19 protein-coding genes are annotated in these 15,424 nt (G+C 50.2%); 3 read left to right on the plus strand and 16 right to left on the minus strand.

The window, feature by feature from the left end; genetic code table 11:
• Positions 1-217 precede the first annotated feature (217 nt).
• Positions 218-424: a transcription antiterminator/RNA stability regulator CspE gene (gene cspE, locus BW956_RS16020; RefSeq protein ID WP_010322464.1), complete on the plus strand. Its 207-nt coding sequence runs from the start codon at positions 218-220 to the stop codon at positions 422-424.
• Between the two features lie 244 nt (positions 425-668).
• Entirely contained in the window at positions 669-2,747 is a 2,079-nt protein-coding gene (locus tag BW956_RS16025) for a methyl-accepting chemotaxis protein (RefSeq protein ID WP_076464157.1), read from the plus strand.
• A 50-nt stretch (positions 2,748-2,797) separates the two neighbouring features.
• Here BW956_RS16025 and BW956_RS16030 read toward each other — a convergent pair whose 3' ends face one another.
• From BW956_RS16030 to BW956_RS16070, 9 genes are all read right to left on the minus strand, one after another.
• A complete protein-coding gene (locus tag BW956_RS16030; RefSeq protein WP_076464160.1) occupies positions 2,798-3,256 on the minus strand; it encodes a hypothetical protein in 459 nt (152 codons plus the stop codon).
• Positions 3,257-3,341: 85 nt separating this feature from the next.
• Positions 3,342-3,959, minus strand: coding sequence for a LysE family translocator (locus tag BW956_RS16035; protein ID WP_076464162.1), 618 nt, complete (start codon positions 3,957-3,959; stop codon positions 3,342-3,344).
• Between the two features lie 30 nt (positions 3,960-3,989).
• Entirely contained in the window at positions 3,990-4,817 is an 828-nt protein-coding gene (locus BW956_RS16040) for an AraC family transcriptional regulator (RefSeq protein ID WP_076464165.1), read from the minus strand.
• A 204-nt stretch (positions 4,818-5,021) separates the two neighbouring features.
• Positions 5,022-5,750, minus strand: a complete 729-nt coding sequence (locus BW956_RS16045) for a GGDEF domain-containing protein (RefSeq protein WP_139327212.1) — start codon at positions 5,748-5,750, stop codon at positions 5,022-5,024.
• A 255-nt stretch (positions 5,751-6,005) separates the two neighbouring features.
• The gene (locus tag BW956_RS16050) at positions 6,006-6,602 is read right to left on the minus strand and encodes a glutathione S-transferase family protein (protein WP_076464170.1); all 597 of its coding nucleotides are present in this window, start codon (positions 6,600-6,602) and stop codon (positions 6,006-6,008) included.
• A gap of 58 nt (positions 6,603-6,660) precedes the next feature.
• Entirely contained in the window at positions 6,661-7,680 is a 1,020-nt protein-coding gene (locus BW956_RS16055) for a leucine-rich repeat domain-containing protein (protein WP_076464172.1), read from the minus strand.
• Positions 7,681-7,700: 20 nt separating this feature from the next.
• Complete coding sequence (locus BW956_RS16060; RefSeq protein WP_076464175.1) at positions 7,701-8,360, minus strand: hypothetical protein; 660 nt, start codon at positions 8,358-8,360, stop codon at positions 7,701-7,703.
• Positions 8,361-8,495: 135 nt separating this feature from the next.
• Positions 8,496-9,332: an acid phosphatase gene (locus BW956_RS16065; RefSeq protein WP_076464178.1), complete on the minus strand. Its 837-nt coding sequence runs from the start codon at positions 9,330-9,332 to the stop codon at positions 8,496-8,498.
• Between the two features lie 152 nt (positions 9,333-9,484).
• Complete coding sequence (locus BW956_RS16070; protein ID WP_076464181.1) at positions 9,485-10,558, minus strand: BamA/TamA family outer membrane protein; 1,074 nt, start codon at positions 10,556-10,558, stop codon at positions 9,485-9,487.
• A 233-nt stretch (positions 10,559-10,791) separates the two neighbouring features.
• Here BW956_RS16070 and BW956_RS16075 point away from each other — a divergent pair, with 233 nt between their 5' ends.
• Positions 10,792-11,181, plus strand: coding sequence for a universal stress protein (locus BW956_RS16075; protein ID WP_076464184.1), 390 nt, complete (start codon positions 10,792-10,794; stop codon positions 11,179-11,181).
• Positions 11,182-11,368: 187 nt separating this feature from the next.
• On the opposite strand, the gene BW956_RS16080 is transcribed toward BW956_RS16075, so the two are convergent.
• The 7 genes from BW956_RS16080 to BW956_RS16105 all read right to left on the minus strand — a co-directional run bounded on the left by BW956_RS16080 (position 11,369) and on the right by BW956_RS16105 (position 15,245).
• Entirely contained in the window at positions 11,369-11,995 is a 627-nt protein-coding gene (locus BW956_RS16080) for a LysE family translocator (RefSeq protein ID WP_076464187.1), read from the minus strand.
• 106 nt (positions 11,996-12,101) lie between these two features.
• On the minus strand, positions 12,102-12,620 hold the full coding sequence (locus tag BW956_RS16085; RefSeq protein WP_076464190.1) for a DinB family protein: 519 nt from the start codon (positions 12,618-12,620) through the stop codon (positions 12,102-12,104).
• A 364-nt stretch (positions 12,621-12,984) separates the two neighbouring features.
• Complete coding sequence (locus BW956_RS16090) at positions 12,985-13,269, minus strand: hypothetical protein (protein ID WP_076464192.1); 285 nt, start codon at positions 13,267-13,269, stop codon at positions 12,985-12,987.
• Between the two features lie 109 nt (positions 13,270-13,378).
• Complete coding sequence (locus BW956_RS16095; RefSeq protein ID WP_076464195.1) at positions 13,379-13,684, minus strand: hypothetical protein; 306 nt, start codon at positions 13,682-13,684, stop codon at positions 13,379-13,381.
• A gap of 238 nt (positions 13,685-13,922) precedes the next feature.
• The gene (locus BW956_RS22495) at positions 13,923-14,084 is read right to left on the minus strand and encodes a hypothetical protein (RefSeq protein ID WP_175612033.1); all 162 of its coding nucleotides are present in this window, start codon (positions 14,082-14,084) and stop codon (positions 13,923-13,925) included.
• 160 nt (positions 14,085-14,244) lie between these two features.
• A complete protein-coding gene (locus tag BW956_RS16100) occupies positions 14,245-14,721 on the minus strand; it encodes a hypothetical protein (protein ID WP_076464198.1) in 477 nt (158 codons plus the stop codon).
• A gap of 110 nt (positions 14,722-14,831) precedes the next feature.
• Positions 14,832-15,245 (minus strand): DUF4279 domain-containing protein, encoded by a 414-nt coding sequence (locus BW956_RS16105; protein ID WP_076464201.1) that lies wholly within the window; start codon positions 15,243-15,245, stop codon positions 14,832-14,834.
• Between the last annotated feature and the right edge of the window lie 179 nt (positions 15,246-15,424).

The following is a 15,424-nucleotide window of genomic DNA, read 5'->3' on the forward strand; positions in this document are numbered from 1 at the left end:
GATGGGAAAAAGACGGAAAAAGCTTTGACTCCGGCCCCAATTCGTATACTCTGGAGAGGCTTAAGAGTAACACAAGCATTTATGCACCATTTCGACGTCCTACCTTGTAGTAAGTACCTCGTTCTGAACCATAAGTACCAACATTACCTAAGCACGACCCAACCCTGACGGCATTTTGCCAAGGGTTAAAATTTTTACTCAGATCGAGAGATTTATTATGTCTACTACTACTGGCACAGTTAAATGGTTCAACGAAACTAAAGGTTTTGGTTTCATCGCTCAGGAAAATGGTCCTGACGTATTCGCTCACTTCAGCGCCATCCAGGGCAGCGGTTTCAAAACTCTGGAAGAAGGCCAGAAGGTTGAGTTCACAGTGACTCAGGGCCAGAAAGGTCCTCAGGCTGAGAACATCGTCGCTATCTGATTCTGATCAGAAGCTGACAAGAAGACGACCCCTCGGGGTCGTTTTTTTTTGCGTATAATCTGCCTTCTACAGTCACCGATCACCTCCCCCTCCTTCCTGATTGACAGGAATCATTGCTTTTTCAGGCATAACGGGATTTGAAACAGATCCGACTTTCGTCTATAAATGTCGCTTAATATATTCATTAATTTCCGGCACGTACTGCCCAATCATTTCTGCTAACCCAACACTACAGGTCCCCTGAATGAACTCGCTCTCAATCCGGTTCAAGCTGCTGCTTGGCTCAGCGGTTACCGTGATTCTGTCACTGGGTGTCATCATCTTTATGGCACTGCAATCCTATAAAACCTCCATCGATCACGTGATGGATGACACCCAGGCACTGATCGAGAAACAGGTGAAGCACCAGCTTGACCTGACAGTCGACAACATCGCCCTGGCAGTCGAGATGCGTCTTAATCGCGGCTTTGATTCGGCACGAGCAGTGGCAGGTTATCTGGGCAATACGGCACAGGACTCACTGAATATTCCCCGCGACTCCGCCAGCGAACTGGTCCGTTCAGCACTGTCCATGAACACACAGATCGACACGCTCTATGCCATGTTCGAGCCTAACGCCTATGATGCGCTCGACTACATGTTCAATGACAGCCAGGGTCACAGTACTCAAACCGGCAACATCGCTATTTACTGGTTCTGGAATGAGGGCAAGCTGGAGACGGCAGCAGTGCCCGACAGTGCCGTAATGTACTCAGAAACCCTCACCGATACCGGTATTCGTGAGTCCGAGTGGTATTTGTGCCCGCTGGAATCCGGCCAGGAGTGCCTTATCGAGCCTTACCTGTTTGAGGTCACCCCCGGCAATGAAGTGCTGATGACTTCACTGACCGTTCCGGTCGTGCACAACGACAAAACCATCGGGGTTGCCGGTGCAGACCTGAGCCTGCCCGCCATGCAAACACTGGTACGCTCACTATCTGCAGAGCTTTACGATGGCCAGTCATCGATCAGCATTTTAAGTAGCCAGAACCGTATCATCGCGTCCAGCGAGTTCACAGATGCACTGGGTAAAAGCGCCAGAAGTGCTGCGCCCTCACTGTTACAGCCGGTAGACCAGAACCATGCCATTCGCGTTGAACACAGGCTGAAAATTGCCAACTCCAGCTGGCGTATTCTGGTGGAAGTACCCTATTCGGCAGCACTGGCTGAACTGGAACAACTCGGCAGCAAGGTAGACAAGAATCGCCAGTCCACCACCTGGGAACTCATTATCACCAGCCTGATTATTCTGGCCGTTACGCTGGTCATCGTGAACCTGTTCATCCACGGGATTACCAAACCGATTCGTGTATTGGCCGAGCGCATGAAAGCGCTAGGTGGCACCGATGGCGATTTGACGCATGAACTGGAAGCCTCCAGCCATGCCGAGCTGAATGACGTGGCCGACGGGTTTAACAGCTTTACCCGCAAAATACGGGGCCTTATCAGCGAACTGATGCAGCTCTCCGCAGGCCTGCAGCACAGCGCAACCAGCCTGGCAGCCGCCGCCCAGCAGACCCGTTCATCCACTCACGACCAGCAACAACAACTACAGAGCGTAGCGACGGCAGCCAACGAAATGTCGGCCACTGCAACTGAAGTCGCCAATCTGGCAGGCCGCACTGCGCAGGACTCAGCCGACGCGGACTCGGAAGTAACCGGCACTCGCCAGACACTTGGCCAGACCGTGGACGAAGTTGGCAGCATGGCAGAGCAGCTGACCGAAACCTCACAAAGTATCGGCAGCGTCGCCAAACGCAGTGATGAGATCTATTCAATCATCGAAACCATCCGCGGCATCGCGGATCAGACCAACCTGCTGGCACTCAATGCTGCCATTGAAGCGGCGCGAGCCGGTGACCACGGACGTGGCTTCTCGGTCGTCGCTGATGAGGTTCGTACACTGGCAGGACGCACACAGGAAGCCACCGGCGATATCGACAACCTGATTTCCGCGCTCAAGCGTGATGTAGACAGCAGCGTCGAACAGATGCAAGCCTGTCGTGACCTGGCCTACCGCTCAGTCGACGATTGCCGCGGCAGCTTTGAACGACTCGAAGGCACATCACAACGTATTACCTCCATCTCGGAAAACACCACACAAGTCGCGACGGCGGCTGAAGAGCAAAGCATGGTGAATGAAGAGATCAACCGTAACATCACCCAGATCGGCGATGCCGCCGATGCATTGGCGCAAGCTGCCAGTCAGGTGACATCATTGGGTGACGAGGTCTCTGATAGCGCGGCCCGACTCGACCAGCAACTGGGTCGATTCAGAGTCTGAACAGACATATGAAAAAGCGGCCACCTGGGCCGCTTTTTTACGTTCGGCAATTAGACAATCTGGCAGCGGTTGCGGCTGGCGTCAGTAAATACGGCAACCAGCGAATAGTTCATAAACGCTGTCGAGGTAGAGAGGTAATCCTTGATCCAGAACTGCAGTTTGCCAATAAAATCCTGGTAGGCACTTTCGCCGTCTTCCTGCAGCTGCTCATTCAAAGCCGCCAGGCGACAGGTCACCAGGTCCGGCGCATCCTTGGCCTTGTCCGCATCGGTCACACTCAGAGTCAGCGCCCCTTCCCGTGGACTCCAGGTCACCATAAAAAACAGTGACGCGTTGGTGACGTTCCTGTCCAACAGTGTTTCAGCCTGCGCCAAAGCGGCTTCAACGACGTCCTTAACAGCTGATTCTTCTGTCGCGGATGACTCCGCCGCGTGATAGCGGTGCTCAGCCACTGTTTCGTTAATCGCAAATGGGTGTTGGTCTTCGTGTATCTGCCAGCTAAGCGTCATGAGGTCTTTACCTGCCCGTGAATAGAGGGGCCTGATTGTACCCAGAGCAGCCTCCGTACCCCAGCCCCTGTTCGTTGATTAAGACTCAGAGCATGCTCAATTGACTGTACGTAATATCAACCGCCACATACACCAGCAGCAACGCCATCAGAGTATTCAGCGCACGAAAGAAAACAGGTGATTTGATCAAGCGCCCCATTCGGGCCCCCATGAGCACGTAACTGCCAGGTGCACCAAAGGCCAACGCACCCAACAACAGTGACCAGAACAGTATGCCAAAGCCCTCAATACCGACTGCCGGGAACTGAACCGTTGTAATCGGCAGAACCGCCAGCGGCGCTTTGGGGTTGCACAGCTGCATGATAAGGCCTGATTTAAACGTCAACGTCGAACCGACATCTGTCTGTTTCGCCTGTGGTGTATCCATACTGGCCGACCGCCTTGCGGAACAGCCCACCTTCCATGCCAGCCAAAGAATATACAGCGCTCCCAGCAAACTGATCACCCGTTGATATTCCGGCACTACCAGCCAGGCACCGGTGTAGCCGAACAGAGCAAACAGGATCAACATAGCCAGTCCCACACCTGCGCAGAACCCTAGCGTGCGCGGAGCCGAGCCATTCAGCCCTGCCCCCAAACTCAACAGATTCACGGGGCCAGGCGTATACATGACCCCTATGGCATACAACAAAATTTCAAACATTGGAAAACTCCGGCAAGTAGTGAACAAACCTCAGCCGTTCAGTACCACCTGTTGATACTGGCGAGGTGTCATGCCGAAGACCGGCTTGAAACGCCGGTTAAGATGACTCAGATCGGAAAAACCCGTGTCGTAGACCACATCCTGAAGCGGCCTGCCCGCTGCCAGCGCCTCACGGGCCCGGTTCAGCCGGTTATTGAGCACGTACTGATGAGGCGTCATGCCAAAATGCTGGCGAAACAGACGCAGAAAATGGTATTTGGACATGGCCGCCTGTTCGCTGATCTGCTCAAGAGATAACTCCTGACGTACATTGTCGTGAATAAATTCACGTGCCCTCAACAGCAGCCTGTCCACATGCCGGTTCCGACGTGCAGGCTCAAAATTACCCTGTAACTGCGCCAGCCTCTCTGCCACTGAATACAAGCCCTGCTCATGCTCCAGGCTGCCACATACGCCCTGCTCAATCAGACCCGCCAGCTGCAGAATCGCACACCGGAGATGCGCATCGTTCAATAAAGTCTCGGGGCTGCGGAAAAGCCCCGCATTACGCATGCCAGCCGCTTGCAGCATGGGCACTATCTGCTCGGGGTGGATATACACCATACGGTAGTAGAGCGAATCGTCCGTTCCCGGATGACCATCGTGTACCGCCCCCGGGTTGAACAGGATGATATTACCCGGTGCGCTGCTGTAAAAGCCGCCTTCAGACCAGAAATCCTGCCGCCCCGCCAATGTCACACCAAGTGAGAACTCTTCGTGGGCATGTCGCCTGTAGGAGAAGTCATGCATGCGGGCATGAAGCAGGGTTACACCGTCCAGGTGCTGGCTTTTACAGTACTGAAAGAGATTGTCCTGCATAGTTACCTTCCCGCTCACAATTGGCTGTCACTACATGGGACCCAGAATACGGACCTTGGACTGAAACCACTTGGACATTATTGCGAACTTGCCGACACTGCTTCCATGGTAGTTGCTGTCCCACCACCGCACTGCGCATCCAAGGGTAGCCACACCAAAAGACATGGAACCAGGACAGGCTGCCTTTCAGTCAGAACACATTGCTCAAGACTCACAGGCAACACGAGAAGTCACTGATACCCGATTACGTCCCGACTGCTTGGCATAATAAAGGTGCTGATCGGCCTCTTCCAGAAGCGATTTGGCACTGCTGGCGCGAGAGCATTGCGCAATACCGGTACTGAAGGTGACCTGCACCTGATTCCCGGATACCTCGAACGGATCATCGGCCACTCGAGCTCTAAGGTTATCCAGTACATGATGAGCACTCGCTGCATCCGTTTCGGGCAGCAACAGCAGAAATTCTTCGCCACCCAGCCGACCCACCACATCCGCGCTCCGTGTCATTTTATCGATGCGCTTACTGAACTCAATCAACACCGCATCACCGGCAGCATGGCCATAGGTGTCATTGATACGCTTGAAGTGATCAATATCCAGCATGGCGATACTGAAACTGCCATTGGCACGATGGAGACGTTCAACTTCATGTTGCAGCAGCGACATCAACACAATGCGATTGGGAAGCCCCGTCAAAGGGTCATGACTGGCACGCGTCTGCCACTCCTGACGCAGGCCCGACTCATACCGCAGCATACGCTGCTGAACACTGAGGACAATAACGGCAAAAGACACTGATATGGAAAAGGTAAGAACCTCCAGCCATTCAGGGCTGACAATTTCAAGATGATTGAACCGGACTGCCAAGGCGTTATACATCAGCAGCGCCAGCCCCATCGTGCAATAGGTATAAAGAGACTTGGAGCCAAACACGATGAAGACCAATGCGGGTATAACCAGGAACAACAACCAATGAGCTAAAAGAAAGGACGCCAGAATCAGGCCAAACGTCAGCAATGTAGCAATGACCCAGCCGGGCTAGAGCCCACCTGCTTCTTCCTTACGGCGGGCAAATGCATGCCGTCAGTCTCCAAAGGCGGGGGCGGCCTGTCCGTTTCACTTCAATCCAGTATAGGTTGCCATACGGCAACAGGTGAATAGAGAAAACCGCCTTACTGCGCTCCAGAGTCAGGGCATGGCAATAAAGCCGGGCAACTGAGTGATACGACGCAACCAGGCTTGAATGGAAGGATAGGCACTCAGGTCAAAACCACCTTCATGAGCAACCTGCGTATAGGCAAACAGGGATATATCAGCCGTGGTGCATTGATTACCTGTCAGAAACAAGGTTTTGCTGAGCTGGTTCTCCATCACACGCAATGCCTTGTGCCCCCCTTCCTGCTTGGCAAGGTATTCTTCGCGGCGCTCATCCGGTAACCCCAGATACTTGTTGATGAAACGTGCTACCGCGATATAAGGCTCATGACTGTACTGCTCAAAAAACTGCCACTGCTGAATCCTTGCCTGCAGCAAGGCATCATTCGGATACAGCTCCGAACCACGCGCCAGATAGTTGATAATGGCATTGGATTCGGCCAACGGCTCACCCTGCTCAAATTCAAGCAGAGGAATCTTGCCATTGCGGTTCATGCCGAGAAAAGCTGGCGTCTGGGTGTCACCGGCAAGAATATCAACATCGACCCAAGTATGGTCGATGTTCAATAGTGCACAGACCAACTGAACCTTGTAGCAGTTGCCCGACTGCCTATCACCGTAGATTTTCATGCCACAACCCCGAAAGCAATTTATTCAAAGACAGATTAATCCCAACCACAAAGGAGGTCTAAATCTTCTTTGACCATTTCAGATATTTGTTGGCGATGTCATCAAACGTCTTCAAGTGCCTTGCAATCTTGTCTGCATCACAGCTCTGACACAGCGAAGGCTTGCCCTTCCCTGTCAGCAGCATCATCGTTTGCTGACCACACTTCTTGCAGCGTATGTACCCAAGCGGGCCATCAACCGGTGTAAACAGGTCACACTCGATATCTGGCCTGCTACCCACCAAGGCTGCCACATCTTCCATTTCGTATTTGTTGCTCAGAAACAGATATTTGAGTGCTCTTAACCGAGCCAAAGGCGCCAATCCACCCTGCTGAACTTTGACAACATTCAGTGACAACCAGTACAGACTTTGTAAGCTCAGCAGCGGTTCCAGCCTCTCCACATTGAGATACTTGGGGCTATGGCCATCACCGGCTACCCTGAGCCCCTTTAGGCCGGTCAACCCAGACACGAATGAAAGGTCAGCAGAGGCACGTATATTTTCCAGCTCCAGCCATTCAAGCAAAGGGAGTTCAGCCAGTGGTGCCAGTGGCGTGATTGAGGGAGAACTGCCAATCGACAGGTACTTCAGTGTCTTCGCGTGCGCGACAGCCTCTATGGACTTGATCCCGCTCCACTTGATGCTCAACCCCTTAATCGACTTCATCTGGCACACAGCATCAAACAGCTGCTGGTTGGCCCTGGATGAAAACCAGATATATTCAACCTTATCCAGGCCAGGCAGAGCTTCACACCAGGATTGCACCAATTTTTTCTGCTCGGAGGGTTTCAACTCTGTCTGGGTACAGACGATATTGATACGGTCACCGCCATCATATTCAGAGGGGTGGCGGATGGATTTGGGCGGAAAATCACGGGTTGGGCGGTGATACCAGAAGCTGTGCCAGGGCTGAATGTTTTCGCTTCGCTGCTCCATATCCTGGCGAAGCGTCTCCTTAAAGTTATCCATCACCTCCCGGGACGACTTTGCCAAAGCCTTGTCCCTGAAGCGCGTGAACTCATCCCGGTTATCTGACATTAACATTTTCTCCATGCATTTCAGGCGCTTGCCACAGTGATAGGCTTGTTCACCTTCAGGTTACGTCGTCCAAAAAACCAGTACACGCCCCGCATGCGCCACAGGGGCAAGCTGGTGACATATTCAACCTGATACAGCATGGATTTCTCTACCTCACCCATCAGGTCCTGCTTTGGCAAGGGTGAAATCCTTTCAGCCGCTTCAACACGGTAACAGGCTTCTTGGTGGCGGGCATAGAGTTCATCATTATCGAGCAGGGTAAAGGCTTGAGTGTAAGCAGTTGTCCGATTTGGCAACGTCATGGCATCTTTTGTGGATGCAGTCGTAACCCCCAGGGTATCGGAATAGCGAGTGACAAAATCGATGTTCACCAAACCGTTTGCGTAATACACCAGCGCCCAGGTGTTCTGGCTGTCCGACCACCAGGCAGCACATTGGATGGCCTTGCCATCATTCAGAGTATGGGACAGGAAAATACACTCGAATATAAACCCACGCGGCTCGGCCCAGGCAGCGAAAGCTTCGCGAGCAGCCTGAAAGCCCGGATCATCAATCTCATTGACGACTTCCAGCACATCACTGGGCCGACGCATGGTTTCAATGGAGCTGACAACTGCACGATTAATCACAAACACGATGGCCAGAACAGCCAACAGGGTGAAGGTCAAACTGATACCCATAAGACTCCCTTCTATTTTTTATCCCTGCTTCTTTAGTCAGGGGGTACTGCCAACTTTCCCGCTGGCAAGGTTAATCAATACCCGATCCGCTCTGGTGAGTGGCTGCCATGCTATGGTGACAGCCACCACAACACCCTAGTGTGCCAATGCGGCAGACTCGGCAGCACAGTCGCGGACCGGTGGCAGGCTTTGTGCCTTCACAAACGCCAGCTCGGCTTTGGCGGCTGCCATGTCCGACTGGAAATCGGCATCCGCATGCAACCGAGCCACTGTTGCCGTTGCCACAATGCGTCCCTGGACAACATCACTGTGCCAATGAACATTGCAGACATTACGGCTTTCACCAAAGGCCAGGCCTCTTGCCAGGATCTCATCCGCCCGCTCAGGGGCCAGTTCAGCCAACACCAGCGCCCAACTCCAGCCAATGGAGGTATGGCCTGAAGGGTAAGAGCCATCATGTCTCAACTCAGCCTCATCCTGAGGGCTACAGGTTGGCTCATTATTCATCATGAAGGGACGCGCACGATTATAGTGATTCTTCGCCGAATAGGTCGCCAGACCCGCGTCCGTCAATGTTCTTCTCAACAGTTGATACAGGTGAGGTGTCTGCTCTTGAGAGATCGGCGCACCCACTGCACAGGAAAAGGTGCCAGCGGCATTGGGGAAACTGAGGTCGGCATCCTGTGCTGCCAGCATCCATCGAGGGGTTCCTCTTACTGCCAGTTTTTCCTGGGCAATACTTTGATCGAGCTGAAAAGCCGCAGAGCCTTTGACCGGCGCACTGGGTAATAGCGCCAGGCTGTTGGGCAATTCAGTTTCAGACAGGTAGCCTTGAAGATACCCGGGCTGAATTTCAGCGACCGGCTCGGGCTGGCTTCCCCCCTGCAGGCTGGCACAGCCCGTGATTAGGACAGCGCCTGCTCCCAGCAAAAGCGCCCTGTTAAGCTGTACATGTTTAACAACGTTGTTCATACCTACCTACCCTGGTTGTAGCCCTGCTTGTGAAAGGCTTGAGAATAACGTGAAGTTTTCTGGACCGGCTAATGAGCCTTGGCAAAACAATCATAGCCGACATTCATAGTTTCCCTAGCATCGGCCGCCAGATACCGGACGTGAACGGCCTGTTAAAACGCCTGCCCAAAGCGCATATAAAATCCGTTATTTCCTTCCTTGCCGACAGCAAAGTCGAAGCTCATGGATATCTGTTCAGCTTCGTTGATCATGATCTGCCCACCGACACCTGCTGAGGGGTAGAGATTCTCAGAGCTGGTGCAGCTCTTGCCATCACCATACAGGCAGGCAACACCGACAAACAGATTGACACCAAACCGGCCACGCAATCGCCAACGCTTTTCCAGCTCGACCAGGCTGGCGTTAGGTGCAAGGTACTGGCCCTGAGTGTAACCACGCAGATCAACACTCGAATACGCACCGTTACTGGCATCATTGGTCCAGCGTCCATCAACCCGATAGGCCAGTACACTGTTGTTGGCCTGGGGAATGTATTGACGAAATTTAACCCGATAGACATCAAAGCTGTCCTCACCGCCCAATGACTCTCGATAGGCAAAATTATCCATCTGAAACTTGATGCCGGAGGTTGGCGTGTTCTTGTTATTGCGGGTGTCATACATGCCCACCAGCCCCACACCGACCGAGTCAAATCCGGTTAGCCCCAACAGTCCCAGCGCCTCATTCACCCCGCCATTTTCGGAGAAGATAAGGTAATTGGTGTAGGTAGCCTGGATACCCGCATACCACTGCTCTTTCACCTGCTGCAGGTACTTCAGCTGCAGCACATGGAAGTTGTCCGTGGTTTGTGCGGGATAACCGGAGCCCAGAAAATCTTCATAGTCATTATTGATGGTGCCGCCCCCGCCAAACAGCGTCAGCCGCTTGCGATCCTGATCCCAGAAGGTACGCAGGAACACGCCGGCGCCGTATGAGTCGGTGGTACTGAAGGTACCGCCGACGCCTACCATGGATGAAGTGGATTCGGGGTCCAGCTTAAACAAGTAACTTGCCATTCCCCCTGCCGATGTACCAATTTTCGGGTTGCTGCTGACCATCGGCACGGCCAGCCAGGGTGAGGCCGTTGGTGTGATAGCGGATTGCTTACTTTCGTCCTGCGCGCATGCCTGTGAACTCAGGGCAGCCAGCGCCGTGGCAGACACAAGTTGGGTAAAACGCCTTTTCATATCACTTCCTTATTCGACAGCTCAGGGAGCACTGCACCTACATCTGAGCCAGTCAGCAATTTTTTCGGTTCCAGTGCTTCAACAACTAAGGTTAGCTGGTGTGTGCCTACCTTCGATAGCACACACTTGATTCATCACCTAACTAAACACGTAGGACGCTTCAAACGAACCTCTCTTTCTGTGAACTGCTAAGCTTTTGACGAGAGACGAACCTTTAAACCAGGAGAAACCCAATGAGCTACCAACATGTCCTGGTCACCGTGGATTTATCTGATGTAAGCAAAGCCCTAGTCGATAAAGCCATCGAGCAAGCCAAACCAGACAACAGCAAACTTTCGATTTTATATGTGGATGAGAGCCACCTAAGGGATGACCCCAAGGAGACCGCTCACCTTGAAGCACAACTGCAACACCTGGCAGACACCTGTGGCTATCCCGTCACGGATACCGCAGTCGTTATCGGTGACCTGCATATGAAAGTGGCCGGGCTGGTCGAGACCAGCGATATAGATCTGGTTGTGTGTGGGCACCACCATAGCCTGGTCAGCCGCATGTTCAGCTCGGTACCCAAACTCGTCAACAACGTAAAAGCCGACCTGCTTGTAGTGTATATCGAGTCATAGCCTGTACCGGGTTTACATAACTTCCCTGAAGTACTGGGTAAGCCGGAAGAGGGCCGCATCAACATAAAGCCCGCGCACGCGGGCTGTATTAATAAGCAAGAGACTTAAAAAATATTGTAGACCCTAATGGAGGGTCTAAAGTCCTTCTATGTGCCGAGCCTGTCTGCAAGATCTAATCGCACTCACGTTATCGCTGCTTCATAAATGCAACAGCCAACCCTGAAGAAACGAATGTAACACCTGCTCCGACATTTAGCCCAGAGACCAGCCGAGGCTTGTTTCTAAACCACTCAGATAATTGTGAAGAAAATACGCCCATTAAGCTAAAGCCAACTGCGGTCAATAATGAAAACCAAACCCCATACCCAATCATTTGCGTTGTCACTGATCCCAGACTGGGGTTCACAAATTGAGGAATGAAAGCCAAAACAAACATACCTGGCTTTGGATTAAGTGAAGCAGAGAGAAAACCAGTAGAGAAAGTTACTTTAAGCGACTGTTTCTTAGCTGGTTCTAATGAAAATAGGTTTCTTGTGAGAAGTACTTTTACACCCAGACAAATCAGGTAAGCAGCACCAACCAGCTTTACAACATAAAAAGCCACTTCGGACGTTTGAATCAAAAGTGTCAGTCCAAAAGTTGCTGCGACGACATGAAAAAGAATACCCACTCCGGAAGACATCCCTGAGATGACTGCTGCCAATCGACCCTGACTCAAACCGCGTCCTATAGCGAGCAAATTATCCGGCCCCGGTGAGATCACTAACAGTAAACAAGCCAATGTATACGTAATGAGCACCTCTAATGGGAACATAATATCTCCTTGAGTTATAGTTCTGGTTCAGGGGAATCATCAACATTTATCCTGAAGAACAAGCAAGTTGGCTGAAGCTATTTTGCGTGCCGATCTCATTGACTTGCTAAATACCAACCGATTGCTGCTGAAGAAACACAGGCAGATCGGTAGTTGGTGGACAAACATTGAGATGGTAAAGAATGTCCGCAGCATGCCCCCTGTGATAAGTATTGTGGTTGACGACGTGTAAAAGTATATCCCGCCGACTCATGCATCCCGCGCCACCTCCGATGAACTCAAACTCCACAACTTCTGCCAGTTCATTATCCGTGATTGAGCCGGCGTAGCCCACGTACCATTCGTTCATGTCACGCTGCCTTCTCACAATCACCTCAATTTCAGGACAACTCTCAGGGTTACGTGTGGTTAGGCCGTGATGTTGGCCAAGCAGGTGACACTGCCAGACGTAGTCCATTGTGCAGGAGTGGTTAAGCGTGCGAATCAGACTGCCAAAGGCAATTGGCCGTGATGCAGTTAGCTCTGAGTCTGGAATAGACGCTATCACCGTCAGAAACAGGTCGTCAGCCCAGGCTTTGTAGCGCGTAAGTACTTGCGTGTATGTCATAAAACTCTCGATTGGCATCTAATATCAATGCTTGAGGCTGACACGGTCAGTCTGCAGAATGGTAGCCTTGCTAAAACTGGAAACACTACATTGTCATGCGTTTGTATCCCGCCGCACCAATTTGAACAAATATAAGAGTAGACTAATACATATGCAGCTTGGCGCACCAGCTACAATAAACCAACTCAACCAAATGAAAAACAAATAAATCCAATCGATAAAACCATCACAATGTGTTTCACATTGAGGGTTATGCAGCCAAGCGATGTAGCACATAATTAGACCAACCAACACTCCAAATGATGTGCTAATTTTAAGGCTTATTACTATAATACTCATTTAATATAAGACAAATAAAGGCTTTTTTTTTAAAAAATGGACATCATAATATTGATATATTCACTGGACCATTTTCTATTTTCAATGAATATTCAATCGCTAAAGTTTCTAAAGCATCTGGAGAACCTTTGACCTCCCATTCGAACCAGTTACACCATTCAAATGTAAGCTTAAGCCCGTCTTTTATTAGAGTATAGCTGTCAAAGTCGATACCTTTATCAAAAGCAAATGGAGAATATTGCTTAGTTTGTTTCCAACCTTTACTTTTTAAACCCTCAATAATTTTTATTCCAAGCTTCGTTTCTAAATCAAAAATTTTTACGATCATATTATAAAATCAGATAAATTAACTGTAATTGATATAACAGCATAATATTTTCTAAAACCTATAAATAAATTAAAAACAAATACCAGATTTGGTATGAGAATACTTATACTTAGAGCAACTTAGGTAAATACGAATGAATCACGCAATAAAGAAAAGGAGATAAGAAACCTATCAAAAAAGCTTTTAAAGCTGGCTTAGTTTTTTTAAACACCGCCAGTATTAAACTAGAAACTATCAAAAAAAAACTGATGCCAAATAGTAAAAATTGAATTAGTAATTCGATTACATCTCCAAGACCAGCAGGTTCGCCTGGCACTACAGGAATCAGCCAATAGAGAGTAGACCGAAAGGCTAGACCGATAACACTAAGGCCTAACGCAGTGTATTCTACGACTCTTATCACCCCCTCAAACATTCCAGATATCTCCTTCTTTGACAATCTGGACTCACCTCTGTCTGGTGGACACCTCTATCCTAATAATTAGAACAGGTGCCTACTTAGACAGTCGTAGGTTCATCTGACGATAGATGACGTCTATTTTTCGTAGGAAAATCGGAAAATTAACGTCAAATTCAAGCAGCTGAAGTGTCACATTCAAGACGATAAAGCCCACATTTTTGCCAAAGAAATGTGGGCCTTACACAGGATATTTCTACTCCTCTTTTCGTTTTGTTTTTCTTTGTGCGATGGCACCCACGCCAAGTAAAACAAAAATTAGGGAAATCGCATAAGACTCAACACCACTCCCTCGCTGAACTGCACCTAATGCGGCAAGAATACCCATCACAATAAGAATCACCCCAACAAATTTCATTTTCAAGTTCCTTTTGGTTAAGAAAATATTTAAGCGCACTATGTAACACGCAATGCATGTGGTCCTACCCACAAAAAGTAGACACGTTGATTATGCACATTTGCGCTCGTACTCTGCCGGGCTGACATATCCCAAAGCCGAGTGCAGCACCTTGTTAAGCCTACAATGCCGCATAGGTCTCTTCCGAAACCTTGGTTCCATCCGGGTTCACCCAAGAGAGCACTGCGTTGTAGGCAGTAAGGCTCCCTAGGTGGATCGCAGCTATTAAAGTTACTGAACTGCCTGGTTGGAGCTTTGGCACGGGGAATTTTGCTTCGTAGTCATTTTTCACTAGCGGGCTATCTTCCGGCTTTACCAATAAATTTAGATCAACATCTTTGGCATCTACATCACTGATATTGGTTATGCGGAAACGGTAAGTCTTGCCATCTTTGAAAAGATCGAATGACAGTCGAGCAGTATTTTTTCCTCGCTCTTCACGCAGCAAAATTTCCAGTTGCTTTTTGGCGAGCTCGGACGTAGCCCGCTGCAGATCGTTGGATTCTTTTTGAATTTTCCTTTGGCCAAACCAAACAATCAAACTAACGATCGTGGCGATACAGCCCAAGAGAACACTTAAAATCTCGTACTTTGACACCCTGACTCCCTTTGAGCTTAACGCCGTGGTTTGGGGCCGGAACGAAGCGCAGCGCAGTGGAGGTCCCAGCCGCAATAGCGGCGAACAACACCACTTTGTTAGGCATTGTCTTACTCCGATCCATCGTAAATATCAAGCGCGAGCATAATGCCGCGATTGCCAAGCTCTACCAATGTCTTGGGTGATATATCCATGCCTTCATTGCTTTTTTCCATGAATATCCCACAAAACAAATCAATGCTGTACTTACTTGATAGCTCATTCCAAATAGTTAAATCACTGGACAATTGGCTTAGTATTTCCGAAACTTGGCCATCAATATCTTCTGGCTCGCATTCCGCTGCTACCAAAGACCAGTGGCCACTTTTTCGTTCGTAATGGCTACCTGTTCTTTTGTTGATACGAACATCATCTTTCGAATACATAGTTGTACCCTCACACCCCAAAACATCTGATATCTCCTTGGGATTAAGAGAGTCACCTATTAATCGTAAAGACGCTTTCGATCTACTTACTTGTGCCATTTCTTTTTATGCCTAACGCCTAATTTAGGGGCCGGAACTGCGTAGCAGTGGAGGTCCCAGCCCGCTTGCGGGCGACTACAATTACTTGTATGGATAATTCTCTGTGTTTTTCGGGTAAATTGGGACCCACCCTCAACGGCCATTGAGGGCCTTCATGCAGCAGCTCGATTGAGCGACGG

This window comes from Marinobacterium stanieri, from assembly GCF_900155945.1.
Lineage (GTDB): Bacteria > Pseudomonadota > Gammaproteobacteria > Pseudomonadales > Balneatricaceae > Marinobacterium > Marinobacterium stanieri.

What these genes read in the sequence shown, in the direction of transcription:
- cspE (WP_010322464.1), top strand. Translation starts at nt 218, where the DNA reads ATGTCTACTACTACTGGCACAGTTAAATGGTTCAACGAAACTAAAGGT.
- BW956_RS16025 (WP_076464157.1), top strand. Translation starts at nt 669, where the DNA reads ATGAACTCGCTCTCAATCCGGTTCAAGCTGCTGCTTGGCTCAGCGGTT.
- BW956_RS16030 (WP_076464160.1), bottom strand. Translation starts at nt 3,256, where the DNA reads ATGACGCTTAGCTGGCAGATACACGAAGACCAACACCCATTTGCGATT.
- BW956_RS16035 (WP_076464162.1), bottom strand. Translation starts at nt 3,959, where the DNA reads ATGTTTGAAATTTTGTTGTATGCCATAGGGGTCATGTATACGCCTGGC.
- BW956_RS16040 (WP_076464165.1), bottom strand. Translation starts at nt 4,817, where the DNA reads ATGCAGGACAATCTCTTTCAGTACTGTAAAAGCCAGCACCTGGACGGT.
- BW956_RS16050 (WP_076464170.1), bottom strand. Translation starts at nt 6,602, where the DNA reads ATGAAAATCTACGGTGATAGGCAGTCGGGCAACTGCTACAAGGTTCAG.
- BW956_RS16055 (WP_076464172.1), bottom strand. Translation starts at nt 7,680, where the DNA reads ATGTCAGATAACCGGGATGAGTTCACGCGCTTCAGGGACAAGGCTTTG.
- BW956_RS16060 (WP_076464175.1), bottom strand. Translation starts at nt 8,360, where the DNA reads ATGGGTATCAGTTTGACCTTCACCCTGTTGGCTGTTCTGGCCATCGTG.
- BW956_RS16065 (WP_076464178.1), bottom strand. Translation starts at nt 9,332, where the DNA reads ATGAACAACGTTGTTAAACATGTACAGCTTAACAGGGCGCTTTTGCTG.
- BW956_RS16070 (WP_076464181.1), bottom strand. Translation starts at nt 10,558, where the DNA reads ATGAAAAGGCGTTTTACCCAACTTGTGTCTGCCACGGCGCTGGCTGCC.
- BW956_RS16075 (WP_076464184.1), top strand. Translation starts at nt 10,792, where the DNA reads ATGAGCTACCAACATGTCCTGGTCACCGTGGATTTATCTGATGTAAGC.
- BW956_RS16080 (WP_076464187.1), bottom strand. Translation starts at nt 11,995, where the DNA reads ATGTTCCCATTAGAGGTGCTCATTACGTATACATTGGCTTGTTTACTG.
- BW956_RS16085 (WP_076464190.1), bottom strand. Translation starts at nt 12,620, where the DNA reads ATGCCAATCGAGAGTTTTATGACATACACGCAAGTACTTACGCGCTAC.
- BW956_RS16090 (WP_076464192.1), bottom strand. Translation starts at nt 13,269, where the DNA reads ATGATCGTAAAAATTTTTGATTTAGAAACGAAGCTTGGAATAAAAATT.
- BW956_RS16095 (WP_076464195.1), bottom strand. Translation starts at nt 13,684, where the DNA reads ATGTTTGAGGGGGTGATAAGAGTCGTAGAATACACTGCGTTAGGCCTT.
- BW956_RS22495 (WP_175612033.1), bottom strand. Translation starts at nt 14,084, where the DNA reads ATGAAATTTGTTGGGGTGATTCTTATTGTGATGGGTATTCTTGCCGCA.
- BW956_RS16105 (WP_076464201.1), bottom strand. Translation starts at nt 15,245, where the DNA reads ATGGCACAAGTAAGTAGATCGAAAGCGTCTTTACGATTAATAGGTGAC.